Source organism: Actinomyces sp. HMSC075B09 (assembly GCF_001812395.1).
Lineage (GTDB): Bacteria > Actinomycetota > Actinomycetes > Actinomycetales > Actinomycetaceae > Gleimia > Gleimia europaea.
Window position 1 is genome coordinate 105,614 of the sequence record NZ_KV808730.1, and the last position, 18,213, is coordinate 123,826.

The 18,213-nt window shown below is 57.7% G+C and carries 17 protein-coding genes and 2 tRNA genes; 3 read left to right on the top strand and 16 right to left on the bottom strand.

What is annotated here, in order from left to right:
- Positions 1-35: 35 nt before the first annotated feature.
- The 14 genes from HMPREF2854_RS00480 to rimP form a co-directional block, all read right to left on the bottom strand.
- Positions 36-611: a GNAT family N-acetyltransferase gene (locus HMPREF2854_RS00480; protein ID WP_070617569.1), complete on the bottom strand. Its 576-nt coding sequence runs from the start codon at positions 609-611 to the stop codon at positions 36-38.
- Positions 612-625: 14 nt separating this feature from the next.
- On the bottom strand, positions 626-1,369 hold the full coding sequence (dapB, locus tag HMPREF2854_RS00485) for a 4-hydroxy-tetrahydrodipicolinate reductase (protein WP_070617571.1): 744 nt from the start codon (positions 1,367-1,369) through the stop codon (positions 626-628).
- Positions 1,370-1,415: 46 nt separating this feature from the next.
- Positions 1,416-2,756, bottom strand: a complete 1,341-nt coding sequence (locus HMPREF2854_RS00490) for a M16 family metallopeptidase (RefSeq protein WP_261666626.1) — start codon at positions 2,754-2,756, stop codon at positions 1,416-1,418.
- Positions 2,757-2,780: 24 nt separating this feature from the next.
- A complete protein-coding gene (locus tag HMPREF2854_RS00495; RefSeq protein ID WP_070617577.1) occupies positions 2,781-3,419 on the bottom strand; it encodes a hypothetical protein in 639 nt (212 codons plus the stop codon).
- A gap of 107 nt (positions 3,420-3,526) precedes the next feature.
- On the bottom strand, positions 3,527-5,842 hold the full coding sequence (locus HMPREF2854_RS00500) for a polyribonucleotide nucleotidyltransferase (protein ID WP_070617580.1): 2,316 nt from the start codon (positions 5,840-5,842) through the stop codon (positions 3,527-3,529).
- A 202-nt stretch (positions 5,843-6,044) separates the two neighbouring features.
- Positions 6,045-6,314 (bottom strand): 30S ribosomal protein S15, encoded by a 270-nt coding sequence (gene rpsO, locus HMPREF2854_RS00505; RefSeq protein WP_070617583.1) that lies wholly within the window; start codon positions 6,312-6,314, stop codon positions 6,045-6,047.
- 162 nt (positions 6,315-6,476) lie between these two features.
- Entirely contained in the window at positions 6,477-7,463 is a 987-nt protein-coding gene (locus HMPREF2854_RS00510) for a bifunctional riboflavin kinase/FAD synthetase (protein ID WP_070617778.1), read from the bottom strand.
- Positions 7,464-7,508: 45 nt separating this feature from the next.
- The gene (locus HMPREF2854_RS08465; protein WP_083309293.1) at positions 7,509-7,724 is read right to left on the bottom strand and encodes a hypothetical protein; all 216 of its coding nucleotides are present in this window, start codon (positions 7,722-7,724) and stop codon (positions 7,509-7,511) included.
- Between the two features lie 20 nt (positions 7,725-7,744).
- Positions 7,745-8,716: a tRNA pseudouridine(55) synthase TruB gene (gene truB, locus HMPREF2854_RS00520; protein WP_083309294.1), complete on the bottom strand. Its 972-nt coding sequence runs from the start codon at positions 8,714-8,716 to the stop codon at positions 7,745-7,747.
- On the bottom strand, positions 8,713-9,138 hold the full coding sequence (rbfA, locus tag HMPREF2854_RS00525; RefSeq protein WP_070617588.1) for a 30S ribosome-binding factor RbfA: 426 nt from the start codon (positions 9,136-9,138) through the stop codon (positions 8,713-8,715). Before rbfA ends, truB begins: the two co-directional genes overlap by 4 nt.
- A 94-nt stretch (positions 9,139-9,232) precedes the next feature.
- Positions 9,233-12,070: a translation initiation factor IF-2 gene (gene infB / locus HMPREF2854_RS00530; RefSeq protein WP_186822462.1), complete on the bottom strand. Its 2,838-nt coding sequence runs from the start codon at positions 12,068-12,070 to the stop codon at positions 9,233-9,235.
- Between the two features lie 106 nt (positions 12,071-12,176).
- Positions 12,177-12,497: a YlxR family protein gene (locus HMPREF2854_RS08875; protein ID WP_083309296.1), complete on the bottom strand. Its 321-nt coding sequence runs from the start codon at positions 12,495-12,497 to the stop codon at positions 12,177-12,179.
- A 26-nt stretch (positions 12,498-12,523) separates the two neighbouring features.
- The gene (gene nusA, locus HMPREF2854_RS00535; RefSeq protein WP_070617591.1) at positions 12,524-13,567 is read right to left on the bottom strand and encodes a transcription termination factor NusA; all 1,044 of its coding nucleotides are present in this window, start codon (positions 13,565-13,567) and stop codon (positions 12,524-12,526) included.
- Positions 13,568-13,577: 10 nt separating this feature from the next.
- On the bottom strand, positions 13,578-14,066 hold the full coding sequence (gene rimP / locus HMPREF2854_RS00540; RefSeq protein WP_070617594.1) for a ribosome maturation factor RimP: 489 nt from the start codon (positions 14,064-14,066) through the stop codon (positions 13,578-13,580).
- 59 nt (positions 14,067-14,125) lie between these two features.
- Here rimP and HMPREF2854_RS00545 point away from each other — a divergent pair, with 59 nt between their 5' ends.
- Positions 14,126-15,232, top strand: coding sequence for a hypothetical protein (locus tag HMPREF2854_RS00545; protein ID WP_070617597.1), 1,107 nt, complete (start codon positions 14,126-14,128; stop codon positions 15,230-15,232).
- 23 nt (positions 15,233-15,255) lie between these two features.
- On the opposite strand, the gene HMPREF2854_RS00550 is transcribed toward HMPREF2854_RS00545, so the two are convergent.
- Positions 15,256-15,329, bottom strand: a tRNA-Ile gene (locus tag HMPREF2854_RS00550).
- A 114-nt stretch (positions 15,330-15,443) separates the two neighbouring features.
- Between HMPREF2854_RS00550 and HMPREF2854_RS00555 the strand changes: the two genes are divergently transcribed.
- Both HMPREF2854_RS00555 and HMPREF2854_RS00560 read left to right on the top strand, forming a co-directional pair.
- Entirely contained in the window at positions 15,444-15,959 is a 516-nt protein-coding gene (locus HMPREF2854_RS00555; RefSeq protein WP_070617600.1) for a hypothetical protein, read from the top strand.
- Positions 15,960-16,027: 68 nt separating this feature from the next.
- Positions 16,028-16,099 (top strand) — tRNA-Asn (locus HMPREF2854_RS00560).
- A gap of 133 nt (positions 16,100-16,232) precedes the next feature.
- On the opposite strand, the gene dnaG is transcribed toward HMPREF2854_RS00560, so the two are convergent.
- Positions 16,233-18,185 (bottom strand): DNA primase, encoded by a 1,953-nt coding sequence (dnaG, locus tag HMPREF2854_RS00565; protein WP_070617603.1) that lies wholly within the window; start codon positions 18,183-18,185, stop codon positions 16,233-16,235.
- Positions 18,186-18,213: the final 28 nt, after the last annotated feature.

Sequence of the window (18,213 nt, forward strand, 5' to 3'; positions counted from 1 at the left end):
TGTCCGCTACTTGAACCAAAGATTACATCTTTTGGTTAAAACTTTGCCCACCACAGGTGTTCAACCACGCGGTGTGGGCCAACCTCCAGCTTGCGCAAAATTCCGGCCGGGCCAAAACCGGCCTCCTGGAAGAATCGGATCTTCCGGCCATCTCCCGCCACAATCCACACGCGGATATTCTTCGCACCATCGTCTTGTGCCAAATCTGAAAGCGCCGCCAGGAGCCTCGACCTATGGCCTTCTCCCCCATGCTCAGGATCCACCTCCAGCGCTATGATCTCTGTACCCGGCTCATCCAAGCCCTCTACACCCGGCACAGGCTCGGCAGGTACAGCCCCTGCAAAACCAGCGACGAGGTGGGAATCCAGCGCTGTGAGGATCCTAAATCCGGACGCGGGAGGAGACGCGATCGACTCCTGCCACGAGACCGCCATGGCGTCCTCGTCCAGCGCGGCCGCAACCCGAGGATCGAGCTTTCCCTCAATGCCTTGCGCCAGCGACTCCAACATCCCTTCAGCCTGGATGCGTGCAATCGCAGGGGCGTCTTCCACCGTGCTTGGACGCACCGACCGATCCGCGTTTAGCGCACTCTTGTGGTGAAACCTATCCAAAATTCGTGCCCAATCTACAGTTCAAGCAAGTGTTCCAGGCCAACCGTTACGCCCGGAGTATCAGCAATCTTGCGCACCGCCAACAACACGCCCGGCATGAACGACTCACGGTCGAACGAGTCGGTTCTGATCGTAAGCACCTCACCGGGATTGCCCAGCAGGACCTCTTCTGTTGCGGTCATTCCTCGCAAACGCAAAGCGTGCACCGGCACTCCTGCATATCGCGAGCCGCGCGCACCCTGCGGGTCAGCTTCCGTTGCATCTGGCATTGGCTCACAGCCCGCCTGCTTCCTCGCCTGCGAAATCTTCTGCGCGGTTGCAACCGCAGTACCAGAGGGAGCGTCTACCTTATTCGGGTGGTGCATCTCCACAATCTCAATGGACTCAAACAGGGGCGCTGCCTTGGCGGCAAACTCCATCGCCAGCACCGCCGACAATGCGAAGTTCGGGGCAATAAACACGTTTGCGCTACTCTTCTTCTTCTGAGCCGCACGCACCTGGTCCAGCTCGTCATCGGCCCAACCAGACGTGCCCACCACCGCGTGGACACCCGCAGCCAACAAGTCAAGAACGTTTTGCAACTTCACGCTCGGAACCGTAAACACAACGGCGACACTGGCACCAGCCAACGACTGCTCATTTATCGCATCACCCGCATCAAGCCGGGCAACAACTTCCAAATCGGAGGCAGCCTGAACCGCCGCACACACAGTGGAGCCCATCCGGCCCTTTGCACCAATTACCGCAACTTTAACCATGACAACACCCTATCTTTGCGCCCCAAACTTCCTCGACCACAGGTCACTAAATGGGCATCACAACGGATCGGCACGCGGGCTGATCAAGCAAGAACTGAGCAAGATCAGCCACATCAGCGCCCGTAATCGCATTAATACGCGACAGAGTAAGCTCCAGCGGAATGAACCTGCCGTGAACCACCTCTGCGCGCCCCAAACGCGCCATGCGAGCACCGGAGTCTTCCAATCCAAGTGCCATAGCCCCGCGCAACTGGCCCTTCACTCGGGCAAGCTCTGCATCAGTTGGGCCGACAGTGGCAAGATCCACCAGCTGATCACGCATCAGCTGTTCCACTAAGTCCACATTTTTTGGCGCGCATCCCGCATACATCCCAAAATGGCCGTAATCGACGTACGCCGTGTCAAACGCATACGTGGTGTAAGCAAGTCCGCGACGCTCGCGGATCTCTTGGAACAATCGGCTGGACATCGATCCGCCCAAAATGCTCAATAGCACAGCCATCGCCGGGCGTCGATCGTCATTAGCGGTAATCGAGCGGCCTCCCAGAAGAATATGAGCCTGCTCCCCCGGCTTTTCTTTTTGGACCTCACGAACATCAAAAACCGGAGTCGGCTGATTGCCAATGCGCGTAGATAGCGGCACCGCGGCCGGATCCAAATCCCAGCCCGTCCCCGCTAGCGCCGCGCCAACCAGTTCGCACAGCTCCGCGTGGTCCACAGCTCCCGCTGCAACGATCACAAGTGAGGACGGCCTATACTTCTGGTGGTAATAACCCACCACGGCATCACGCTGGGCAGCCGAAACCGTCTCAATCGAACCACCTATGGGACGGCCCAGAGGGTGATCTCCATAAATCGCCTTGGCAAAATTCTCATGCACGATCTCGACCGGGTCATCGTTACCCATCGCGAGTTCGTCTAGAATCACGCCCCGCTCGCGCTCAAACTCGGCCTCGTCCAGCAATGATGAGGACATCATGTCCATCAGCACTGCCACAGACATCGGCAAATCCTCAGCCAGTGTCCGCGCCCAGTAGTACGTGTATTCCTTCGTTGTCGCCGCGTTGGACTCTCCACCTACCTCATCAAACGCGTTCGCAATATCCTGCGCCGAGCGCGTGGGGGTACCCTTGAATAGCAGGTGCTCCAAGAAATGCGTAGAACCAGCCTGCGCAGGCTCTTCATCCCGAGAGCCCACCGGACACCATGCCGACAGCGAAACGGAACGCTGCGCCGGCACGCGCTGCGACAAAACCCGAACACCGCCAGGCAATATAGTTCGCTGAATCAAAGTTTCATCATCAAGCAACGTGATCGCTGCGCGCTCATCAGCAGAAGAAACCAGCGGAAGATCAGAAACCTCAAGCACCCGCGAAATCCTATCCAACTATTACAACTACTACTTCAACGTCTACAGGCCCGGATTGTCCTCACCTGGATCGACGGCCTCGTCATCCCCGCCAATCACCTTGCGCGGCGAGGCGCTCGCAGCTGTTCCCGGAGTTTGCATGCGCTGCGCGGCGCCGCCCTCATTTGGACCTGCCGGGTCATCGACCTCGTGATTCGGGGAAGCTGCAGGCGTTTTCGCAACCGAGCTCGCAGTCCCGTTACTCTTAGCGGACTCTTTCAGCGACGCGCCCAGCACCTTCGCGGTTGGAACTGCCCCCGTTAGCCCCAAAATCAAGCCAACCAAAGATGCGACCGCCAGTACTACCATCGCAAAAACTGCGTTGCCAAGAGAAACCACCACATCTGCGCCTGCCAGTGCCAACGAGGCGACCCAGGTTAGGCCTGCTGCAAGACCCGCGCCCACCAGCACCACCAGATAGAACGAGCGTGGCGCCAAATTCCACGTGGCCCTTCCAAGAGCTAGCCCAGCGGCCATTGCTATACCTGGAATCGCAATCAGCGTAAGGCTCATGATCATGTACGCCAGCGATGTCGAACTAGGATTCAACGCATCATCCACGGTGTTCCACATGATCACCGCAATCAAGAAATCGAGCACCAGCAGTGCAAGCATCACGAACAAATCTGTATAGCGGCGCATTTCGCCCTCCCAATCAAGACAACAAACCCAATCATATAGGGAATAAAAAGAGGTATAAACAAAGCGCGGGAAATGCAACAGCACTCCCCGCGCTTCGCTAGACGCTATTAGTCGTCCTGGCCCTTACGCGTACGCGTGCGTGGGCGACGACGGTTGTTGTTCGAACGGCGGCGCTCCGAGCGCTTCTCTTCGCGCTGTTCGCCATCTTCCTCGGACTCATTAGCAGCCTCGGCCGCTTCGCCTTCAATAACCGCGTGTAGCGAAAGCTTGCCGCGATCATCAACCTCAGCGATCTCAACCTCAATCTGCTGGCCAACCGAAAGTACGTCATCAACCGAGTCAATGCGCTTGCCACCTACGAGGCGACGAACCTGGCTGATGTGGAGCAGGCCGTCCTTGCCCGGGGTGAGCGAAACGAACGCACCAAACGAAGTAGTCTTAACGACCGTGCCAACGTAACGCTCGCCAACTTCTGGAAGCTGCGGGTTTGCAATGGCATTGACCATGTCACGAGCCGCATTTGCAGCCTCGCCGGTCTCGGCGCCAATGTAAACCGTGCCGTCGTCCTCAATGGTGAGGTCCGCACCGGTGTCTTCCTGAATCTGGTTAATCATCTTGCCCTTCGGGCCAATGACCTCGCCGATCTTCTCAACCGGAACCTGAACCGAAATAATGCGTGGTGCGAACGGTGACATCTCATCCGGCTCAGAAATAGCCTGGTTGATGAGATCAAGAATCACGAAGCGGGCCTCACGAGCCTGCGCCAATGCTTCCTTGAGCACCTGCGAATCTATGCCATCAAGCTTCGTGTCAAGCTGCAGAGCCGTGATGTAGTCGCGAGTACCAGTGACCTTGAAGTCCATGTCGCCAAAGCCATCCTCAATACCGAGGATGTCGGTTAGCGTAACGGCCTTCTGCTCACCATCTACCTCACCGGTAATGAGGCCCATTGCGATACCCGCAACCGGGGCACGCAACGGCACGCCGGCCTGCAGGAGCGACAGCGTGGACGCGCAAACCGAACCCATCGAGGTCGAACCGTTCGAGCCGAGCGCCTCCGACACCTGACGGATCGCGTACGGGAAATCTTCACGCTTTGGAATAACCGGAACGAGGGCGCGCTCCGCAAGCGCACCGTGACCGATCTCGCGGCGCTTCGGTGAGCCCACACGGCCTGTCTCACCCGTGGAGTACGGCGGGAAGTTGTAGTGGTGAATGTAGCGCTTGGACTGTAGCGGTGACAGGTTGTCCAGTTGTTGCTCCATGCGGAGCATGTTCAACGTGGTAACGCCCATAATCTGGGTTTCACCGCGCTGGAACAGAGCCGAACCGTGAACGCGCGGAAGCACCTCCACCTCGGCTGCGAGCGAACGAATCTCCGTTGGAGTACGTCCATCAATACGCTGACCGTGACGGAGCACGCGGTCACGCATGAGCTCCTTCTCAATCGCGCGGAAGGCAGCCTTTAGATCCTTCTCTTCCTCTTCTTCGAACTTCTCTGCAAGGTCCTCAAGCATCTTCTGCTGGATCTCGTCGATGCGATCCTCGCGCTTAAGCTTTTCTGCAATCGTGAGAGCCTCGGACAGATCAGACTCAACAGCGGCCTTCACAGCATCGTAGTGCTCATCCTGATAGTCGAGGAACAGCGGGAACTCAACGGTTTCCTTACCGACCTTCTGCGCGATCTCAAGCTGGGCCTCACACAGCTGGCGGATGACTGGCTTCGCGGCCTCAAGGCCGTCAGCAACAACATCTTCCGTCGGAGTAGTGCCACCATTTTCGATGAGGTCGATCATCGAGTCGCCGCCACCGGCCTCAACCATCATGATCGCAACATCGCCGTCAACAACGCGGCCTGCAACCACAATGTTGAAAGTGGAACGTTCCATCTCGGAATAGCGCGGGAACGCAACCCACTGGCCATCAATCAAAGCCAGGCGCGTACCACCGATCGGGCCAGAAAACGGTAGACCCGAAATCTGCGTGGACAGCGAAGCGGCGTTGATCGCGAGGACGTCGTACGGATCCTGCGGGTTCACAGCCAGCACGGTACCTACAACCTGAACCTCGTTACGCAGGCCCTTCACAAACGCGGGGCGAAGCGGACGGTCAATCAGACGACAAGCCAAAATGGCCTCCTCGCCCGGGCGACCCTCGCGGCGGAAGAAACCACCCGGGATACGACCAACCGCGTACTGGCGCTCCTCCACGTCAACCGTCAACGGAAAGAAATCAAACTGGTCACGCGGGTGCTTACCAACCGTCGTGGCCGAAAGAATCGTGGTCTCATCATCCAAGTACGCAAGCGCGGAGCCTGCGGCCTGGCGAGCCAAACGACCCGTTTCAAAACGAATCACGCGCTTGCCGAACTTACCGTTATCAATCACGGTTTCGACTGCGGTGATGTCATCTCCCTCCATCATGGGAAATCTCCTTTTCATTAGAGACTGCCCCGGACCGGCCTTCGATTGAGACCCACGGAAAACAATCTCCGGAAGCCACTACCGAGGACCGCGCTCCAAGCGGCAGTCCAACCATCTTCAAACTGTAGGGCGCTAGGCGCGCCAAAACATCCTGATACGGAAAATATGGCCCGGCTCCCAGCGGGAGTCGGGCCACCAAACGCTATCGACGCAGACCCAAACGGGCAATCAGCGCGCGGTAACGCTCAATATCAACATCGGCTAGGTAGCTGAGCAGACGACGACGCTTACCAACCAGTAGCATAAGTCCGCGGCGGGAGTGGTGATCGTGCTTGTGCGTCTTAAAGTGCTCAGTGAGGTCACGAATACGCTGCGTCAAGAGCGCAATCTGAACCTCGGGCGAACCCGTGTCGCCCTCGTGAGTTGCGTACTCTTTGATGATCTGTTCCTTGACATCCTTAGAAAGGGCCATGGGTTCTCCTTAATAATCTCGTTGCACGGCGCTCCGGGGCCTGTTCACCCGGGCATAACGCGTCCGTGGCCGATTCACGGCAACCTTTACGATACCATGCGCCTGGTCAACATCTGGAGTTGGCCTCAGGTTCTGTGTCTTTTACGCCGTGATATTAGACACCTAACCGGCCGTAACAGCGCTTGGATCCACCCGGCCCGCAACCGCTACACCCAAAACGGATGCGGATTCGCGAATGTCCTCATCCATTTGCTCAAGGAGTTCTTCAACCGAATCGAACTTCTTCATGCCGCGCAAACGCTTAACAAACGAAACCGCGATCTTCTCGCCATACAGGTTCAAATCCGAACGGCCTAGCACATGCGCTTCAACGGTGCGATGAACCCCATCAAACTGGGGATTCGTGCCCACCGAGATAGCCGCCGGCAAGAACACGCCTGCGGGCGCATCCGCCACCTGACGAGTAAGCCAGCCAGCATACACCCCATCTGCCGGGATCACGCCATCGCAGTCTTCCTCCAGATTTGCAGTTGGAAAACCCAGCTCGCGGCCTCGCTTATGCCCATGCTTCACAACGCCTCGAATTCTATGCGGACGCCCGAGAACCCGAGCGGCCTCGGCCACCTCGCCCTCCTGCAACAGCTCACGCACCCAGGATGAAGACCAGCGTGTGCCGTTCTCATCGACGATGTCGGGAAGCCCTATCACGTCGAAGCCAAACTCTTCGCTCAGACTTCGCAGGGTTGAGATGCTGCCGGAATTACCGGCACCGAACTTCATATCCTCGCCAACCACAATGCCCTGCACACCCAGAGCCTTGCTTATGTTCGAGATGAACTCACGCGGGGTTTGTGAATAGAGAGCCTCGTTGTAGTCGAGCACCAGCGTTGCATCAATACCGTACCCGGCAAGCGCGTCAAGGCGGTCTACCAGCGTAGTGATGAGCTTCAGATTACGCCCCGGACAGTGTACCTGCACCGGATGTGGGAAGAAGGTGATAGCCACTGCGAGCGCGTCCTTCTTGCCTGCCAGATCCGCACACATGCGAATCAGCTGTTGATGGCCGCGATGAACTCCATCAAAATTTCCGATCGTTACAACCGTGCGCAATCCTTCGGGTACTTGTGCAAGACCACGCCACACACTCATCACCATGAGTTAAAGCCAACTCCCCAAAATGGTAGGAAAACTAGACTACTTTGCCTGTTCTGGTTGCTTGCGACGTCCGCATCCGCAACCACCGCCACCATGACCGTGTCCACCACCGTGGCCATGCCCATGACCGCGACCTTTACCACCGCATCCGCAGCCACCACCACCGTGGCCCTTACCACCGCATCCGCAGGTCTTCTTCTCTTGGCCCGCGGCAGAGATGTCGCGTAGCCCCAACTCGTTCATCGGATTATCCATGGGTTTACCTCCATCGGTTTTCACAGTGGGTCCGTGGAAAATACAAGCACAGGTTGATACTTCTTTCCACTTCTCTTCAAAAGTGCCCGCACTTCTCCCTTCCACGTGCAAGCAGTTATCTGCCCGTCCGGAGTGCGCACTTCGACCTTTGTCGCGTTACCGTGGCGCATCGCCTCGGCCTCGGATTCGGTAAGTTCGATGCTCTCAAACTGCTGACTTGCTGCTTTTGTCAAAGAAAGCACGTCAATCGGATGCGGGTCCTCTTCGCACTGGTTGGAGACAAAGCTGGCGAGCCGATCTAACGTGACAGCATCATCGAGCGTCCACTTCCCCACCCTGGTGCGTCTAAGCACGGTTAGATGCGCTCCGGTTCCAAGTATTTCTCCGAGGTCCCGGGCAATCGCCCGCACATAAGTGCCGCTCGAACATTCAACCACCAGATCGAACTCCAAAGCGGGTGTGCCGTCACTAAGCCGGGTTGGCATCAAATCCGAAGTGCGTTGCAGGCACGAAATCACAACCGGGCGCGCCTGTAGTTTCACAGTTTTGCCCTCGCGATGCAGAGCGTGAGCACGCTTGCCGCCAACCTTGATCGCCGATACCTTAGCCGGCACCTGCATGACCTCGCCACGCATGGAGGCAAGCGCCTCGTCAACCCTCTCGGCGCTCAGATCGCGAGCCCCCTGCGCAGAAATAATCTGTCCGTCAGCGTCATCAGAATCAGTTGCTGCGCCAAGCAACACGCGCGCGCGATACTGCTTGTCTGCCCCGGTAATGAACGTCAGTAAACGGGTTGCCTTCCCAATTCCAAGTACGAGGACGCCCGTGGCCATCGGATCAAGAGTGCCAGCGTGCCCGACCTTGCGCGTTGCTGCCAAGCGGCGCACCGCCCCAACCACGTCGTGACTTGTTACGCCCCGGGGCTTGTCCACGATGAGGAGCCCATCAGCCGCGCTTACCTGGGCGCGAGGCATATCCAGCCGCGGTTTCACTCTTCCTCAGCGCTCTTGTACGGATCCTCTTCGCCAGCGTATTTGGCGTTCTTAGCGGTTTGGGCAAGCTCTTCGTCCGCCTTGCGCGCCCTAAGTAGGGCCTCTTCAATATCGGCTGCGGCCTGCGGCAAACTATCAGCCTGAAAATCAATAGTTGGAGTGAGGCGGATACCGAGGGCCTTGCCAACCTCCGAACGGATCAGCCCCTTAGCGGACTCCAGTGCCTTTGCGCTCTTCGCCGCCTCGTCCGCCGAACCGAGCACCGTGTAAAAAATCGTGGCGTGCTGCAAATCGCCCGTCACTCGAACATCAGTTACCGTCACAAAACCCAAACGCGGATCCTTAATCCGGCGTTCAAGCAAACGAGCTACCGTCTGCTGAATCCGATCCTCCACCTTACGCTGGCGATTAATATCAGCCACTGCGGCCTCCTCAAAAATAGAACCGGCCTCAAATTTAGCAAAATAAACCGGCTCCCACCTTTTAGGCGGGAGCCGGCACTACTTGGAAATGGCGCTAGTCGCGTGGTTTCTCGCGCATCTCCCAGGTTTCGATGGTGTCGCCAACCTGAATGTCCTTGTGGCCAAGCGTGATACCACACTCGTAACCCTCGCGAACCTCGGTGACGTCATCCTTCTCGCGGCGAAGCGATTCGATCTTGAGGTCTTCTGCAACCACAACACCGTCACGGACAAGCCGTGCGTTCGTGTTGCGCTTGATGATTCCCTTGCGAACGATCGAGCCGGCAATATTGCCGAACTTACCGGACTTGAACACCTGCAAGATCTCGGCAGTACCAAGCTGGACCTCTTCGTAAATCGGCTTCAGCATGCCCTTAAGCGCCGCCTCGATCTCTTCAAGCGCCTGGTAGATGACTGTGTAGTACTTGATCTCCACGCCCTCTTCATCAGCCAGGCTTGCAACCTGCTCATTCGGACGAACGTTGAAGCCAATAATGACAGCGTCATCAACCGTCGCGAGGTTAACGTCGTTCTGCGTAATCGCACCAACACCGCGGTGGATGATGCGCAGCTGAACCTCTTCACCCACATCAATCTTGAGTAGCGAATCTTCAAGCGCTTCAACAGCACCCGAAACGTCACCCTTGATAATGAGGTTAAGCGTGTCAACCTTGCCTTCCTTGAGGACCTTATCGAAGTCCTCAAGCGTAACGCGCTTGCGCCTGCGAGCCAACTGAGCCTGACGCTCAGCAGACTCACGCTTATCCGCAATCTGGCGGGCCGTACGGTCATCTGGTGCAACTAGGAACGAGTCACCAGCGCGCGGCACGGACGTTAGGCCAAGAACCTGAACCGGACGTGCCGGGCCGGCCTCTTGAACCTCGTTGCCCCACTCGTCAAACATCGCGCGCACGCGCCCGTAGGATGAGCCGGCAACAACGGCATCACCAATGCGTAGCGTTCCACGCTCAACCAGCATCGTTGCAACCGCCCCTCGACCACGGTCAAGGTTCGCTTCAATCGATACACCGCGAGCATCCGTATCCGGATTCGCTTCCAGATTGAGGGCCGCATCAGCGGTAAGTAGAACCGCCTCAAGCAGGTCGCCAATCCCCTTGCGCTGTTTTGCGGATACATCCACGAACATGACGTCGCCGCCATACTCTTCAGCAACGAGGTTGTATTCGGTGAGCTGCTGGCGGATCTTATCCGGGTTCGCAGTATCCTTATCAACCTTGTTTACCGCCACAACGATAGGCACATCAGCGGCCTGCGCGTGGTTGATCGCCTCAACGGTCTGCGGCATAACGCCGTCGTCGGCTGCGACAACCAGGATCGCGATATCCGTTACCTGAGCGCCACGGGCACGCATTGCTGTGAAAGCCTCGTGACCGGGCGTATCAATGAACGTGATCAAACGATCGGTGTCGTCATGCTTCACGTGTACCTGGTACGCACCGATGTGCTGGGTGATGCCACCGTGCTCGCGGTCCACAACATCCGTGTGACGGATGGCGTCAAGGAGCTTGGTTTTACCGTGGTCAACGTGACCCATGACGGTTACAACCGGCGGACGCGGAGCGAGGTGCTCCACGTCGTCAAGCTCTTCAGCTTCAAGATCAATGTCGAACGACTCAAGTAGCTCGCGGTCCTCATCCTCTGGGGACACAACCTCAACCTTGTAGCCGATCTCTTCACCCAAAAGTGTGAAGGTGTCTTCATCCAGCGACTGCGTTGCGGTTGCCATCTCGCCCAGGTGAAGCAAAACGGTTACCAGCGATGCGGGATTCGCATCGATCTTCTCCGCTAGATCGGCAAGCGAGGCACCCTGACGGATGCGAATAGTCTGGCCGTTGCCGCGTTGAATCTGCACGCCGCCAATGACGGGCGCGTTCTGCTGTTCGAACTCTTGCCTCTTCGCGCGCTTCGACTTGCGTCCCCGCTTACCGGTTCCTCGACCAAATGCGCCCTGCGTTGCCCCACGGCCACCACGACCACCGCGCGGAGGCGCGGACATTGGCGGCTGCTGGCCGAAGCTAGGAGCCTGCGACTGGCGCGAGCTGGAACGGTTAGAACGCCTGCTTTGACGGTTTCCGCGCTCGGGAGCGTTGTTTCCGCCCGGCTGTCCCAGTGTGGAATGACCCGGCATCATCATGGGCGATGGACGAGGCCCGCGCCTCTTACCACCGCGTGCCGGAGCCGCCTCGGATGCGTTGCGTCCGCCCCGCTGACCGCGTTGCGGCTTATCATTGCGGTCTGCGCCGCGGCCACCACCCGGACGAGGCATTCCCTGCTGCGAAGCGAATGGGTTATTGCCTGGGCGCGGCCCCGGACGGGGCATTCCCTGCTGGGTTGCAAACGGGTTATTGCCCGGACGCGGTCCCGGACGGGGCGTTCCCTGCTGCGAAGCGAACGGGCTATTACCGGGGCGCGGCGTTGCCTCATCCTTAGGCTTTGCCTCTTCTGTCTTCTTCTCAGCTTCAGACTCTGCAGGCTGAGGCGTTGCCTTCTTCGCATTCGGTTTAGTGATCTTTGCCGGACCGGGGATGACATCTGCCGGACTTGGCGCCGGCGTTTCAACCTTCTCGGTCTTTGAAGTCTCAGCCTTGGGCTTTGCCTCAGCCTTCTTAGCCTTTTCTTCCTTGGCTTCAGTCTTGGGCGCAGATTTAGTCGATTTTGCCGACTTTGCCGGCTTATCGGCCTTAGCTGGCTCCTTGCTTTGCTCAGATTCGAGCTTAGCGCCAAGGGTCTTGCGAACTCTTCTAACAACCGGAGGTTCAATAGTCGACGAGGCCGACTTTACGAACTCACCATTTTCCTTCAAGTGCGCAAGAAGTTCTTTACTCGTGATTCCGAGCTCTTTCGCGAGCTCGTGTACACGCAATTTTGCCACAACTCTCCTGTTCAGGTCCGCCCCGAACAGGACGGACGTCTATTTCTGCTGGCAGCTCATCGCTGGGTACTCATCGGGTGCCCATCAGCTTCCAACCCGCTTCCATTTACTCGTCCACAACGCGCTCCCTGCGCGCTGGTTGGTTTTCTTCTCGAGCGGAAATATCTATCGAGAAGGAAACACGGCTTCTGCTCCCAGGCAAACGAAGCGCGCGGTTAAACGCCTTCTTCTTCACTGCCCGATCTAGACAGGATTGCCGAGGATGAATCCAGGCTCCTCGCCCGGGCATGCTCCGGCGCGGGTCACTAACAACACTTCCAAGGGCCTCACTGTAAACGCAGCGAAGCAACTCGTTAGGAGTTGCTACTTCCCGGCACCCTACGCACGTTCGCCGCGGTGCATCCGCAAAACGGCTACGCATAAGCATGCTTCCTGTTAAGCCTATCGTTATTTTCAGTCCGTTGGTTCGATATTTTCTGAGCCCTGCCTCACGTCAGGGCGCGAAATGTCGCCAGTCACGACCCCCAGGCCGGCCTCGGTATCAGAATGAATGTCGATATGGAAGCCGGACAGACGCGCGGCAAGACGCGCATTTTGGCCCTCCCTGCCAATAGCGAGGGAGAACTGGAAGTCAGGCACAATCACTTCCGCATTCTTACCCTCGAGGTCGGTAATTGTGACCGAAGATACTCGCGCGGGAGACAGAGAGTTAGCAACGAAGCGAGCCGGATCAGAAGAGTAATCGACAATATCGATCTTCTCGCCCTGCAACTCCGTCATCACCGCACGCACGCGCCTACCCATGGGGCCAATGCAAGCACCCTTAGCGTTCACACCCTCACGTGTGGCCGCAACCGCGATCTTGGTGCGGTGGCCGGCCTCGCGCGCAACGGATTTGATCTGCACAAGACCCTGCTGAATCTCTGGAACCTCGCGCTCAAACAAGCCTTCAACCAGGCCGGGGTGGGTGCGCGAAACCGTGATCGCAGCGCCCTTCTCTCCGCGAGAAACATCCACTACGTAAGCGCGTAGCACGTCGCCGTGGTTGTAAACCTCGCCCGGGACCTGCTCAGATTGGGGAAGGCGAGCCTCGAACTCGCCCACGCGTAGCATTACGAAAGCCGGATTGCGCTGCGCCTCCACGGTGCCAACCACAACCGAACCGGTACGGCTACGGAAGTCGCCGAGCACCTTTGAATCTTCGGCCTCGCGAAGCCTCTGTGCAATCACCGAACGCGCGGTAGCGGTAGCGATACGCCCAAACTCCTTGGGAGTGTCATCAAACTCGCCGATCGGATTGTCTTCCTCATCAAGCTCGGTTGCCATCACGGCAACCTTGCCGGTGCGCTGATCAATCTCGATGCGGGCCTGATCCATGGCGCCGGGCATCTTGTGGTAGACCTTCAGCAGGGCTTCCTCAATTGCTGCAACTAGCGTATCGCCATCAATTTCTAGCGAGGCACCCACTTCCCGGAGTGTACGCATATCGATTTCCACGGGGAGCCTCCTACTTACCTAACGAACCGAAGTCAACGCGCGAATGCGCCTTCGTGATCTTATCAAGAGCTACGGTCTCTTCGCGCTCAGGCTTACCTTTTTTACCCGCGATGCTAAGCGTCACACTTTGATCGTCGGAGCTGACCACTCTACCTTTTAAGCGTTCACCATCTTGCGTTTTGATCTCCACCAAGTGACCGATGCAGCGTGAGAAGTGCCGCGCAGTTTCGAGTTTGCGCTCGGCGCCCGGCGTTGAAACCTCAAGCGTGTAGGCACTTTCAATCGGATCGGCCTCGTCCATAGCCGCCGAGATTTCACGCGAGACCTGGAGCATGTCGTCGGCGTCCACCGACCCCACGCCCTCCTTCAAATCAACCGTCACCCGCACCAAGGGTTCCTTACCCCTAGTTACAGTTACCGATTCCAAGAACAGATCTGCACGGCTCACAATCGGAGCTACGAGCGCCTCAATCCGAGCCTCGATGGCTTTTGACATCATTCTCCTTAAAGAGCGGGACTGGTTCGAGCCTGAGCCCTCAATCAGACTATTATGCACACATGCCTTCAATAACGCACGAATCCGCGGCTGACGCGAAGAACGACACGAAAACTCAAGCTCTCGCTTCGAAACGAATTGTAGTCCCAATCTTCGCCGCCGGAATCGCCGCCGCGTCTCTAACCGGCTGCACGGGCGTTTACATCGAGCAAGACGGACCGCAACTACCGAACGTCCTGGAGTCCCAAGAGGTGTTCCAACGGCTTGTTCGCAACGAAACCGCGGTACTCGATAGCCTCGCACAACCAGGCGAGGACTGTAAGCCCTGTATGGCTTTCGCCGCTGATCTGGGTGAAAAATCGAAACAGCGTGCCGAACTGCTTGGTGGATTGTGGGATCCGTGGGGAGAGAATGTGCCAGATGGCGCTCCCCTGCCCGATCCCGTGCCCCGGGCAAGCCACACGTGGGCCGAACTCACCGACTTCACCATCGGTACCGCCACCGCCGATCTCGCAGCCGCCACCGAACTCGACTCCAAAGACGATCAGCTGGCCGCCGCCTCCGTGGCCGCCGGAAGGCTGGCCGATGGCCTCAAATTGGCGAACCTGCTTGAAATCCAACCCACCCTCCCGGCTTTTACCACCCCTAAGGCTGAACCTCGCAAAGACGTAGCAGGCCGCTCCGACCTCAAGAATCTTGGTGAAGTTGCCGCACAATGGGACTGCGCTGCGCAGTGGATCGCTTATTACGGGGCCGGCGATGACGCGGATGGGCCTTCCGCTACCGAGGTAACGGCCCGCGCGCAAGTAGACGACCTCGTTGCTTTTTCGCAGCGTGCAATCAACGCTGGAGCGCCGGATCAGCGCACCCTGTCATGTTTAACGCCTGCTGACGAAGGGGATGAGACGGGGCTTAGCGGCGCGGAGAACGAACTATTTGCCACTAACCTGGCGTTCTTGGTTGACCGCCCCTACCTCGTCCTGCCTGGCGAGGATGACGCACAGTATCCGCTTGCGTTCGAAGCACTCACCGCCCAGTTGGCGTCGTGGGTAAGCATTGGGAATGTTCCTGCAACGCCGGGCATCACGAAAACCGATGTTCCAAAAGAAGCGCCCACGGAGCCCACGCAGTTTGCCCCGTTCTACAACAGCAGTGGAGCAACAAAGTAAGCGCGGGGCGCGGCCATAAAAAGTGCCCCGACCGGGGCTCGAACCCGGGACCGACGGATTATGAGTCCGCTGCTCTAACCGACTGAGCTATCAGGGCCTGGGTAAATCATGCCAGCTAGGCGACTGTGAATCAAACCAATCTAAGCATCTACCGCGCACCGTTTCACGAGCGCTGATGTGAGGAGAGCGTGGTTATCGTACAGTGAAGGCTATGACTTCAGCTACGAAATTTAAGCTTCCAAGAGCCATTGCGAGCTCACTTCAAGCGAACTTCTTAACAAAAGCAGACGCCAAACGTCCGGCCATTGAGCTTGAGGGTGGAGCTTGGCTACTGCTCGCACAGCTTGGTCCTGTGGTAATTAGTGACGAGGACGTGGCATTTGTTGCACACTGGCACGAGATCCAGCACGCCGTTTGGGAGGCGGGTAGCCAGATGCTCATTATCCGCTGGGTAGATCCTACCCGTGAGCCATGGCACGGCGTTACGCTGGAAGACGATGTTCGCCGATTTATGTCGCAGCTCGAGGAGTTCATCGAGTACACCTATATTTCTACCGCCTCGCGTAAAACTGCAGATGGAACGTGGATCCGCGCATCCATTCGGCGCTCTAGCAACGGCAATCTTTTTTCAACGCTAACAGCCGGCGGTGATCTAGATAACGAAGGCGAAAAGCTCGCATTCGAACTGGAACGAAACCTGCGTGAATCTGTTGGATTAGAGCGGTAAATAGACCGGTTCAATCCCGATTTGGCACGGGGCAAAAAAGTATGTAGAGTGTATTTCGCGCTAAGCAATCCCGCGTAGCTCAACGGCAGAGCATTCGACTGTTAATCGAACGGTTGCTGGTTCGAATCCAGCCGCGGGAGCAAACAAGAGCCCGTCTGAAAAGACGGGCTTTTCCTATCGCCTGATTCTGACCAGTCGTTGCGAGACTTCTGTCTTGCGAATCGACTAAGTTACATAGCGGGTTTCGGCGGGTGCGACGATCGAGCCGATCGATTAGAGATCCTCTGTGAGTGAGCGGCGTTTTTCTTCCAGACGCAGTAGCTCACTGAACGCCGCCTGATATTCGTCAGAGTCAAACGAATAGCGACCGAGCGAAGCCTTCAGCGAACCGATCTGACGATTAAGCCCATTGCGTACCAACGCGCGAACCACGCCAAAGCAGTAGTCGCGGAGGCGTTCCGGATCATCCTGCGGTAGTGGCGCCACCGCAAGCTGCGTGATTACCTTCGCAACCACCTCACTACCCGACTCGATCAAGCTCTGATTCCAATGCGCTGTAGCTCTGCGCGCGGCCTCATCGCCAACCCCAATCTCGGCCTCGGTGATTTGCAGGTAGTCCATATAGGAGGCCAGTCCGCCGCCTGCTCGGATCGCGTCATGGACCGCGCGGTAGGCCGGCGTTGAGAAAGCATCTCCATCAAGTTCGTCGAAACCTGAGCCCGAAACGTAGCCCGGGTGCTGCACGATTGCCTCCAGCGCTTGCCTCTCCAGACGTACAATCGGATCAGCCTCATTACCAACGCGCATTGGAGCGTCTTGCGCCGGCGCGCCATGGCTGCGCTCAAGCCGCGGGTCGAGGCGACGGGCTCCCCTGCTAGCCACCGACACGGCGTGCAAGACCTCGCGCACATCCATGCCCAGCCAACCGGACAGCTGACGCGCGTACTCACGTTGCAAGGCGCGATCGCGAATGCCCGCCACAATCGGAGCGCTTGCACGAAGCCCGTGAACACGCCCCTCCGCAGTAGTGAGGTCAACCGAGGCAAGCGTTGAGCGAATGACAAACTCGAACAGTGGCACGCGCGACTCGACCAGCTCGATCAACGCCGCATCGCCCTTGTTCATGCGTAGATCACAAGGATCCATTCCGGTGCGTTCCACGGCAACGAACGTTTGCGTAGCGAAACTTTGGTCCTCGCCAAATGCTCGCAGAGCGGCCTTCTGACCTGCCTCGTCCCCATCGAAGGTGAAGATCACCTCTCCCCCCAGGCTTAGGCCCGATGAGAGTTGTACCCCCGCAGCCGGATTAGCCACGTCGCCCAACAGACGGCGAATGATCTTCACGTGCTCTTCACCAAAAGCCGTGCCACAGGTAGCCACGGCAGTATCAATGCCAGCTAAGTGCGCGGCCATTACATCCGTGTACCCCTCCACGATCACTACCTCGCGCTTTTTTGCAATGTTGCGCTTAGCAAGATCTAGCCCGTACAGCACCTGAGACTTGTGATAGATGGGAGTTTCTGGCGTATTTAGATACTTCGGCCCCTGATCGTCCTCATGCAATCTACGCGCACCAAATCCGATGGTCGCACCTGTTAGGTCCCGGATTGGCCAAATTAGGCGCCCTCGAAAACGATCATAAATCCCGCGATTGCCGTTACTTGCAAGGCCCGCCTTCACTATCTCTTGATCCTGGAATCCGCGAGAGCGAAGCAGATTTGTGAGGTTGTTCCAGCCTTTAGGTGCGTAGCCAATGCTGAAGGTAGCGGCCGCGTTTTGGTCAAAGCCACGCTGGGCCAAGAATTCGCGGGCAATCTGAGCCTCTGGCGAGGACAGGGAGCGGATGTAGAACTCCTCTGCGATCTTGTGCTGATCAATCAGACGTTGGCGTCTGCCGAACTCGCCCGGCCCCTTCGCCCCTTCCTCATAGTGGAGCGTGATGCCAGTCTTTTGCGCAAGGTGTTCCACGGCCTCGGTAAAGCTTAAATGGTCAACCTTTTGCAAGAACGCGATAGCGTCACCGCCCTCGCCACACCCGAAACAGTGCCACAGGCCCAGGTGGGGGCGGACATGGAATGAAGGCGTCTTCTCATCATGGAATGGGCACAGCCCCTTCATTGATCCGGTTCCCGCGGGACGAAGCGTCACGTAATCATTAACGATGTACTCAATTGCGGTGGCCTCGCGAACCTTCGCGATGTCCTCTTTCCGAATCAGCCCAGCCATGCCTTATATCCTAATCATTCGCGCGGAG